Origin of the sequence: Streptomyces sp. NPDC057137 (genome assembly GCF_042670825.1) — a bacterium.
Taxonomy (GTDB): Bacteria; Actinomycetota; Actinomycetes; order Streptomycetales; family Streptomycetaceae; genus Streptomyces.
In genome coordinates, this window is the sequence record NZ_JBHUUW010000124.1 from 1 (window position 1) to 9,781 (window position 9,781).

The 9,781-nt window shown below is 69.9% G+C and carries 8 protein-coding genes; all 8 read left to right on the plus strand.

The genetic code is table 11. The annotated features are described in order from the left end of the window. Positions 1-126 precede the first annotated feature (126 nt). The 8 genes from ruvC to ACFT9I_RS39655 all read left to right on the plus strand — a co-directional run bounded on the left by ruvC (position 127) and on the right by ACFT9I_RS39655 (position 9,744). A complete protein-coding gene (gene ruvC / locus ACFT9I_RS39620; protein WP_382572626.1) occupies positions 127-684 on the plus strand; it encodes a crossover junction endodeoxyribonuclease RuvC in 558 nt (185 codons plus the stop codon). Continuing rightward, positions 681-1,307 carry a Holliday junction branch migration protein RuvA gene (gene ruvA / locus ACFT9I_RS39625; protein WP_382572627.1) on the plus strand — a complete coding sequence of 209 codons (627 nt, stop codon included), beginning with the start codon at positions 681-683 and terminating at the stop codon, positions 1,305-1,307. Before ruvC ends, ruvA begins: the two co-directional genes overlap by 4 nt. Positions 1,308-1,428: 121 nt before the next feature. Continuing rightward, entirely contained in the window at positions 1,429-2,544 is a 1,116-nt protein-coding gene (ruvB, locus tag ACFT9I_RS39630; protein ID WP_382572628.1) for a Holliday junction branch migration DNA helicase RuvB, read from the plus strand. Positions 2,545-2,709: 165 nt separating this feature from the next. Continuing rightward, entirely contained in the window at positions 2,710-3,210 is a 501-nt protein-coding gene (gene yajC / locus ACFT9I_RS39635) for a preprotein translocase subunit YajC (RefSeq protein ID WP_382572631.1), read from the plus strand. Positions 3,211-3,354: 144 nt separating this feature from the next. Further along, a complete protein-coding gene (gene secD, locus ACFT9I_RS39640) occupies positions 3,355-5,142 on the plus strand; it encodes a protein translocase subunit SecD (protein ID WP_382572633.1) in 1,788 nt (595 codons plus the stop codon). 1 nt (position 5,143) lies between these two features. Beyond that, positions 5,144-6,289: a protein translocase subunit SecF gene (gene secF / locus ACFT9I_RS39645; RefSeq protein ID WP_382572635.1), complete on the plus strand. Its 1,146-nt coding sequence runs from the start codon at positions 5,144-5,146 to the stop codon at positions 6,287-6,289. Continuing rightward, positions 6,286-6,831 carry an adenine phosphoribosyltransferase gene (locus ACFT9I_RS39650; RefSeq protein ID WP_382572636.1) on the plus strand — a complete coding sequence of 182 codons (546 nt, stop codon included), beginning with the start codon at positions 6,286-6,288 and terminating at the stop codon, positions 6,829-6,831. The genes secF and ACFT9I_RS39650 overlap by 4 nt, the downstream gene beginning before the upstream one ends. A gap of 285 nt (positions 6,832-7,116) precedes the next feature. Continuing rightward, positions 7,117-9,744 carry a RelA/SpoT family protein gene (locus ACFT9I_RS39655; RefSeq protein WP_382572638.1) on the plus strand — a complete coding sequence of 876 codons (2,628 nt, stop codon included), beginning with the start codon at positions 7,117-7,119 and terminating at the stop codon, positions 9,742-9,744. Positions 9,745-9,781 lie beyond the last annotated feature (37 nt).

The following is a 9,781-nucleotide window of genomic DNA, read 5'->3' on the forward strand; positions in this document are numbered from 1 at the left end:
CGGGACACACCCCCCGTCGGCCCGCCGCGTTGTCGGTGCCGACCGATACTGTGCTGATCAGGGGTTCTGACACTCCGGCAGAACGTGTGATCGAGCGGGACCGAGAGTGTGAGGGGGAGGGGCGCGATGCGGGTACTGGGCGTGGACCCCGGACTGACGCGGTGCGGTGTCGGCGTCGTCGAGGGCGTCGCCGGACGCCCGTTGACGATGCTCGGCGTCGGTGTGGTGCGGACGCCCGCCGACGCGGACCTCGGCTCACGCCTGGTCGCCATCGAGCAGGGCGTGGAAGCCTGGCTGGACGAGCACCGGCCCGAACTGGTCGCCGTGGAGCGGGTGTTCAGCCAGCACAACGTCCGTACGGTGATGGGGACGGCCCAGGCCAGCGCCGTCGCCATGCTCTGCGCCGCGCGCCGCGGCATCCCCGTCGCCCTGCACACCCCCAGCGAGGTCAAGGCCGCCGTCACGGGCAGCGGGCGCGCCGACAAGGCACAGGTCGGCGCCATGGTGACCCGGCTGCTGCGGCTGGACGCCCCGCCCAAACCGGCCGACGCCGCCGACGCCCTCGCCCTGGCCATCTGCCACATCTGGCGCGCCCCCGCCGTCAACCGTCTCCAGCAGGCGCACGCCGCAGCCAAGGCGTCCCGCTCCACCAGCCACGTACCCGTACGGAAGGTCCCCCGATGATCGCCTTCGTCAGCGGCCCGGTAGCCGCCCTCGCCCCGACCTCCGCGGTGATCGAGGTCGGCGGCGTCGGCATGCTGGTCCAGTGCACCCCGGCCACCCTCGCCGGGCTGCGGATCGGCCAGGAGGCGAAGATCGCCACATCGCTGGTCGTCCGGGAGGACTCGCTCACGCTGTACGGCTTCGCCGACGACGACGAGCGCCAGACGTTCGAGCTGCTCCAGACCGCGAGCGGCGTCGGTCCCCGGCTGGCCCAGGCGATGATCGCGGTGCACGCGCCCGACACCCTGCGTCTCGCCGTCGCCACGGGTGACGAGAAGACACTGACCGCCGTCCCCGGCATCGGTAAGAAGGGCGCCCAGAAGCTGCTGCTGGAGCTGAAGGACCGGCTCGGCGAGCCCGTCGGCACCCATATCGGCAGGCAGGGCATCGGCACCCCCGTCTCCGCCTCCTGGAACGATCAGCTGCACTCGGCCCTGATCGGCCTCGGTTACGCGACGAGGGAGGCCGACGAGGCGGTCGCGCTGGTCACGCCCCAGGCCGAGGACGCGATCAAGGCCGGCGAGGCACCCGCCGTACCGCGACTGCTGAGGGCCGCGCTCCAGTCGCTGAACCGGACACGCTGACGGGCATGAGCACGGGCATGAGCACGGGCACGGGCTCACCCGCACGCGCCGGCAGGCCCGCGCCGGGGCCGAACTCCACGGGACCGTCCAGGGACGTCCCGATTCCACGAGGTGAATCACAGTGAACTGGGACGACAGCAGCAGCGGGACGCCGGGAGGCGGCCCCCCGCCGACGGACGACACCGACGGACTCGACGGGCCCGACCGGCTCGTCGCCGCGTCGGCCGACGGCGAGGACCAGGCGGTCGAGGCGGCGCTGCGGCCCAAGTCGCTGGACGAGTTCGTCGGGCAGGAGCGCGTACGCGAACAGCTCGACCTCGTCCTGAAGGCGGCCCTCGCCCGGGGCGCCACCGCCGACCACGTCCTGCTGTCGGGCGCGCCCGGCCTCGGCAAGACCACCCTCTCCATGATCATCGCCGCCGAGATGGGCGCCCCGATCCGCATCACCTCGGGCCCCGCCATCCAGCACGCGGGCGACCTCGCCGCGATCCTCTCCTCCCTCCAGGAGGGCGAGGTCCTCTTCCTCGACGAGATCCACCGGATGTCCCGGCCCGCCGAGGAAATGCTCTACATGGCCATGGAGGACTTCCGCGTCGACGTCATCGTCGGCAAGGGCCCCGGCGCCACCGCCATCCCGCTGGAGCTGCCGCCGTTCACCCTGGTCGGCGCCACCACCAGGGCCGGTCTGCTGCCGCCCCCGCTGCGCGACCGCTTCGGCTTCACCGCGCAGATGGAGTTCTACGAGCCCGTCGAGCTGGAACGGGTGATCCACCGCTCCGCGCACCTCCTCGACCTGGAGATCGACGCGGACGGGGCCGCCGAGATCGCCGGGCGCTCCCGGGGCACGCCCCGTATCGCCAACCGTCTGCTGCGCCGGGTCCGCGACTACGCGCAGGTCAAGGCGGAGGGTTACATCAACCGCGACATCGCCGCGGTAGCCCTTCGGGTGTACGAGGTCGACGAACGGGGCCTCGACCGCCTCGACCGGGCCGTGCTCCAGGCCCTGCTCAAGCTCTTCGGCGGCGGCCCGGTCGGTCTGTCGACCCTCGCCGTCGCGGTGGGGGAGGAGCGCGAGACGGTCGAGGAGGTCGCGGAGCCCTTCCTCGTACGGGAGGGACTGCTCGCCCGTACACCGCGCGGCCGCGTCGCGACCCCGGCCGCCTGGGCGCATCTGGGGCTCACCCCGCCCCCGCGGAGCCCGGGCGCAAGCGGACAACCGGGTCTGTTCGGGGCGTGACCGCACAGGCATTCGTTCCAGCAGGAACCCCGGTGCCATGCTGGGCGTTGTTCCAATGATGCGGACTCGCTTAGACTCCGCCGATGCCGCCCTTAAAAGTCGGCTAACCCGCCCCCGTATATCAGGCCGCCCGACAGCGCGGTCGTGCGAAGGAAGTTCCCTCCCGTGAGTCTCGTGACCCTCCTCCCCTTCATCGTGCTCATCGGGGCCATGTTCCTGATGACCCGGTCCGCCAAGAAGAAGCAGCAGGCGGCTGCGCAGATGCGCAATGAGATGCAGCCCGGCACCGGCGTCCGGACGATCGGCGGCATGTACGCCACCGTCAAGGAAGTTCACGACGACACGGTCCTCCTTGAGGTCGCGCCGGCCGTCCACGCCGTGTACGCGAAGAACTCCATCGGCGCGGTCCTCACCGACGCGGAGTACAACCACATCGTCCACGGCGACGAGGAGGAGCTTGAGGACGACGCTCCCGTCGTCCCCGACGACGCCTCCTCCCTGACCGGGGACGACGACGTGGCGAAGATCGACCTGGGCAAGAAGGACGGCGACGACGCCGAGGCCACGGTGGACGCCACGGCCGACGCCGACGCCCCCAAGGTCGACGCCGAGAAGGCCGCCGAGCCCAAGGACGCCAAGGCCGACGGCGAGAGCGGCGCGAAGTAGTCCCGTCCGGCACCGCGCCGCGCCCGTAGGCGCACCGCGGTCCCCGGACGACGTCGGCATTCGCTTGGGCAGGTCCCCACAACACTTCGTTGCCGCTCCGTCGCTCACCCGGCGTGGAGCGGTCGGACAGGGAGAAACGAAAAGGTGGCAGCACCTCAGAAGGGCCGAAGGCAGACAGGGGCCCCGGGAAAGCCGGGGCGCACCCTGATCCTGTTCCTGATCGCGATGATCGCCCTTGTCGGCGGGATGTTCGGGGCGGGCGAGCTCACGCCGCGCCTCGGTATCGACCTCGCCGGCGGCACGACCATCACGCTCAAGGCCAAGAGCTCGCCGGGCCAGGCGAACGCGGTCAACGAGACCAACATGAACACCGCGGTCGGCATCATCGAGCGTCGTGTGAATGGTCTCGGCGTTCAGGAGGCCGAGGTTCAGACCCAGGGATCCGACAACATCATTGTCAACATCCCCAAGGGCACGAACTCCCAGCAGGCTCGTGAGCAGGTCGGCACCACCGCTCAGCTGTACTTCCGGCCGGTCCTGACGCTCGGACCGGGCGACCCCGCCCAGCAGCAGCCGCCCCCGGACGCGACCCCGAGCGCCGGTTCGAGCGAGAGCCCGAGCCCGAGTGCCTCCGAGAGCGGCAAGCCGAAGGAGTCGGCCGAGCCGCCGGCCGCCGGTGCTCCCAGCGCCTCGGAGACCACCCAGGGCCGTGCCCTCACGGAGGACCTGAAGGCCGACGCGACGCCCACTCCGGGCGCCTCCGACAAGCCCGACGCCTCCGAGACCCCGGCGCCGAGCGACTCCGCGGCGCCGCCCGCGGACCCGGCGACGGAGAAGCTCCAGGCCGACTTCGTGGCGCTCGACTGCACGAACGAGAAGGCCAGGGGCGCCCTCGGCGACACCGCGAAGCCGAGCCAGCCGACGCTCGCCTGCGGCGAGAACGACGGCGTGTGGGAGAAGTACATCCTCGGCCCGGCCGAGGTGGGCGGCAAGGACGTCGACGACGCCAACGCCACCATCAACCAGCAGACCGGCCAGTGGATCGTCCAGATGGACTTCACGGGCGGCGGCTCGAAGAAGTTCCAGTCGATCACCAGCAAGCTCTCGCAGCAGCAGGCCCCGCAGAACCAGTTCGCCATCGTCCTCGACGGTGAGGTCGTCTCGGCGCCCTCGGTGCGCCAGACCCTGAGCGCCAACGCCGAGATCTCCGGCAACTTCACCCAGGAGTCCGCGCAGGACCTGGGCAACATCCTGTCGTACGGCGCGCTGCCCCTCACCTTCCGCGAGGAGACCGTCACCACGGTCACCGCCGCGCTCGGCGGTGAGCAGCTGCACGCCGGTCTGATCGCCGGTGCCATCGGCCTCGCGCTGGTGATCATCTACCTGGTGCTCTACTACCGGGGTCTCGCGCTGATCGCCATCATCAGCCTCCTGGCCTCGGCGGTCATGACGTACGCGATCATGACCCTGCTCGGTCCAGGTATCGGTTTCGCCCTCAACCTGCCCGCGGTGTGTGGTGCGATCGTTGCGATCGGTATTACCGCGGACTCGTTCATCGTGTACTTCGAACGAATCCGTGACGAGATCAGAGAGGGCCGTACGCTCAAGCCCGCCGTCGAACGGGCCTGGCCGCGTGCCCGGCGCACGATCCTGGTGTCCGACTTCGTGTCGTTCCTCGCCGCGGCCGTGCTGTTCACCGTCACCGTCGGCAAGGTGCAGGGCTTCGCCTTCACGCTCGGCCTGACCACGGTCCTCGACGTCGTCGTGGTGTTCTTCTTCACGAAGCCGATCATGACTCTGGTCGCCCGTACGAAGTTCTTCTCGGGCGGCGGCTCGTGGTCCGGTCTCGACCCGAAGCGCCTCGGAGCCAAACCACCGTTGCGCCGCGGTCCCCGTCGTCTCAGCGCTCCCACCGACCCGAAGGAGGCGTGAGATGTCGCGACTCGGAGATCTCGGCGCCCGGCTCTACCGCGGCGACGTCGGCTACGACTTCGTAGGGAAGCGCAAGTTCTGGTACGGCCTCTCGATCCTCATCACCATCGCGGCCATCGCGGGCCTGGCGGTGCAGGGGCTCAACATGGGCATCGAGTTCAAGGGGGGCGCCGTCTTCAACACCCCCAAGACGAGCGTCTCCGTGGCGGCGGCGCAGGAGCACGCGGAAGAGGCCTCCGGCCACGACGCGATCGTCCAGAAGCTCGGCAACGGCGGCCTGCGTATTCAGGTCACCGAGCTGAACACGGCGCAGGCCGACAAGGTGCAGACCCAGCTCTCCAAGGAGCTGGACATCCCCCAGGAGAAGATCAACGCCGACCTGGTAGGGCCGAGCTGGGGCAATCAGATCGCCAACAAGGCGTGGACAGGTCTCGGGATCTTCATGGTCCTGGTCGTGATCTATCTGGCGATCGCCTTCGAATGGAGAATGGCGGTCGCCGCGCTGATCGCCCTGATCCACGACCTCACGATCACGGTCGGTGTGTACGCGCTGGTCGGCTTCGAGGTCACCCCGGGCACGGTGATCGGTCTGTTGACCATTCTCGGTTACTCCCTCTACGACACGGTCGTGGTCTTCGACAGCCTCAAGGAGGGGTCGAAGGACATCACCAAGCAGACGCGCTTCACCTACAGCGAGATCGCCAACCGCAGCATCAACTCGACCCTGGTGCGTTCCATCAACACCACGGTGGTCGCGCTGCTGCCGGTCGCCGGTCTGCTGTTCATCGGTGGCGGTGTCCTCGGCGCCGGCATGCTGAACGACATCTCGCTGTCGCTGTTCGTCGGCCTCGCCGCCGGTGCGTACTCGTCGATCTTCATCGCCACTCCGCTGGTCGCCGACCTCAAGGAGCGCGAGCCGCAGATAAAGGCACTGAAGAAGCGCGTACTGGCCAAGCGGAAGGCCGCCGCGGCCAAGGGCGAGTCGCCCGTGTACGCGCATGAGGGCTCCGACGAGCCCAGGGACGCGGAGCCGGACGACGGCGACGACGAGGCCCCGGTACAGGACACCTCGCCCGCCGCGGCGGTCGCGGGTCCCCGGAGCCACGGCGGCCGTGGCCGGGGCCGTCCGTCGGGGAAGCGTCGATGACGGACGACAGCACGAGGGAACTGCTCCTCAGCCGTATCCGTGATGTGCCCGACTATCCGAAGCCGGGCGTGATGTTCAAGGACATCACGCCGCTGCTCGCGGATCCGAAGGCGTTCACGGCGCTCACCGACGCGCTCGCCGAGCTGGCCGTACGGCACGGTGCCACGAAGATCGTCGGCCTGGAGGCGCGCGGCTTCATCCTGGCCGCGCCGGTCGCGGTCCGGTCCGGCATCGGCTTCATCCCCGTCCGCAAGGCGGGGAAGCTGCCCGGTGCGACGCTGTCGCAGACGTACGACCTGGAGTACGGCAGCGCCGAGATGGAGGTCCACGCCGAGGACCTGCGGGAGGGCGACCGCGTCATCGTCATCGACGACGTGCTCGCCACCGGAGGCACCGCCGAGGCCTCGGTCGAACTCGTACGCCGGGCCGGCGCCGAGGTGGTGGCCGTGGCCGTCCTGCTGGAGCTGGGCTTCCTCGACGGCAGGGCACGCCTGGAGCCGCACCTGCGGGGCGTTCCGCTGGAGGCCCTGATCAAGGTCTGACTCTGTCAGTCACATGGCACCAGTCACGCGACGCCAGTCACGCGTGACGAAGTATGACGAAAGTGGACGCTCCGGGAATTCCACCCGGGGCGTCCGCGTTCTCATGTCACTGCCCGGGAATCCCTGCGCGCCCCTCCGGAGGCGCCGTGACGGGCCCCGGAGCGGCGCCGGGCGGCCACCGCCCGCCCGTGCGGGCAGCGGTCTCGTGAGCAGTCGCGCCACGAGGTCGTTACCATGGCCGTTCCGGACCTGACCGGGGGACCCGGAAACGCACGAGGAGCGCTCTTGCCAGACGAGGCCCAGCCACTCGCCGCCGCACAGCCCGATCCGCACGCAGACCGGGCCGCCGCGGTGCCTGCCACGCCGCAGAAGCCGGCGGACGGGGCGGGGACGGCTGCGCACACGCCTGCCGAGCGCAACGGGTCCGGGCCTAACGGAGCCAAGCCCAAGCCGGCGACCGCCTCGGCACCGACTCCGGCCCCGGCACCGGCGCCCGCGCCCGATACGGCCCCGGCCCCCGCCCCGACGCCGGGCTCCTCGCCCGCCAAGAGCCAGCTCCCGGTCCCCGTCACCGCGCCGAAGCCCGCCCCCGCCGCCCCCTCGCGCTCCGGTGGCTCCTCCAACCGCGTACGCGCCCGGCTGGCCCGTCTCGGCGTGCAGCGCTCCTCCCCGTACAACCCGGTCCTCGAACCGCTGCTGCGGACCGTACGCGGCAACGACCCCAAGATCGAGACCGCCGTACTCCGCCAGATCGAGCGCGCCTACCAGGTCGCCGAACGCTGGCACCGCGGCCAGAAGCGCAAGAGCGGCGACCCGTACATCACGCACCCCCTCGCCGTGACCACCATCCTCGCCGAACTCGGCATGGACCCGGCCACGCTCATGGCGGGGCTGCTGCACGACACCGTCGAGGACACCGAGTACGGCCTGGACACGCTCCGCAAGGACTTCGGCGACCAGGTCGCCCTCCTCGTCGACGGCGTCACCAAGCTCGACAAGGTCAAGTTCGGCGAGGCCGCCCAGGCCGAGACCGTACGCAAGATGGTCGTCGCCATGGCCAAGGACCCCCGCGTCCTGGTCATCAAGCTCGCCGACCGGCTGCACAACATGCGCACCATGCGCTATCTCAAGCGGGAGAAGCAGGAGAAGAAGGCCCGCGAGACGCTGGAGATCTACGCGCCGCTGGCCCACCGCCTGGGCATGAACACCATCAAGTGGGAGCTGGAGGACCTCGCCTTCGCGATCCTCTACCCCAAGATGTACGACGAGATCGTCCGGCTCGTCGCGGAGCGGGCGCCCAAGCGCGACGAGTATCTGGCCATAGTGACCGACGAGGTCCAGTCCGATCTGCGCGCCGCCCGTATCAAGGCCACCGTCACCGGCAGGCCGAAGCACTACTACAGCGTCTACCAGAAGATGATCGTGCGAGGCCGCGACTTCGCCGAGATCTACGACCTGGTGGGCATCCGCGTCCTCGTCGACACCGTCCGCGACTGCTACGCGGCGCTCGGCACCGTCCACGCCCGGTGGAATCCGGTACCGGGACGGTTCAAGGACTACATCGCGATGCCCAAGTTCAACATGTACCAGTCGCTGCACACGACGGTCATCGGACCCAGCGGCAAGCCGGTCGAGCTGCAGATCCGTACGTTCGACATGCACCGCCGCGCCGAGTACGGCATCGCCGCGCACTGGAAGTACAAGCAGGAGGCCGTCGCCGGGGCGTCCAAGGTCCGTACCGACATCCCGAAGAACGTCGGCAAGGGCGCCGGCCAGGACACCGTCAACGACATGGCGTGGCTGCGGCAGTTGCTCGACTGGCAGAAGGAGACCGAGGACCCCAGCGAGTTCCTGGAGTCCCTGCGCTTCGACCTGTCGCGCAACGAGGTCTTCGTCTTCACGCCCAAGGGCGACGTCATAGCGCTGCCGGCCGGGGCCACCCCCGTCGACTTCGCCTACGCCGTCCATACGGAGGTCGGCCACCGCACCATAGGAGCGCGGGTCAACGGGCGGCTCGTCCCCCTCGAATCGACCCTCGACAACGGCGATCTGGTGGAGGTCTTCACCTCCAAGGCGTCGGGCGCGGGACCCTCACGGGACTGGCTGGGCTTCGTCAAGTCGCCACGGGCCAGGAACAAGATCCGCGCATGGTTCTCCAAGGAACGCCGCGACGAGGCGATCGAGCACGGCAAGGACGCCATCGCCAAGGCGATGCGCAAGCAGAACCTGCCGATCCAGCGGATCCTCACCGGCGACTCGCTCGTCACGCTCGCGCACGAGATGCGCTACCCCGACATCTCGTCCCTGTACGCGGCGATCGGCGAGGGCCATGTCGCCGCGCAGGGCGTCGTACAGAAACTGGTGCAGGCGCTCGGCGGCGAGGAGGCCGCCAACGAGGACATCGCCGAGAGCGCGCCGCCCTCGCGCGGCCGCTCCAAGCGCCGCTCCAGCAGCGACCCCGGTGTCGTCGTCAAGGGCGTCGAGGACGTATGGGTCAAGCTCGCCCGCTGCTGCACGCCGGTCCCGGGCGACCCGATCATCGGCTTCGTCACCCGTGGCAGCGGCGTCTCCGTGCACCGGGCGGACTGCGTCAACGTCGACTCGCTGTCGCAGCAGCCGGAGCGGATCCTCGAAGTCGAATGGGCGCCCACCCAGTCGTCCGTCTTCCTCGTCGCCATCCAGGTCGAGGCACTGGACCGGTCCCGGCTGCTGTCCGACGTCACCCGGGTCCTGTCCGACCAGCACGTCAACATCCTGTCGGCGGCCGTCCAGACGTCCCGCGACCGGGTCGCCACGTCGCGCTTCACCTTCGAGATGGGCGATCCGAAGCACCTCGGGCATGTGCTGAAGGCGGTGCGGGGCGTGGAGGGCGTGTACGACGTCTACCGCGTCACCTCGGCCCGCAGGCCGTAGGACACCTGACGACGGAGCGGCCCGGCGGTGGGATCAC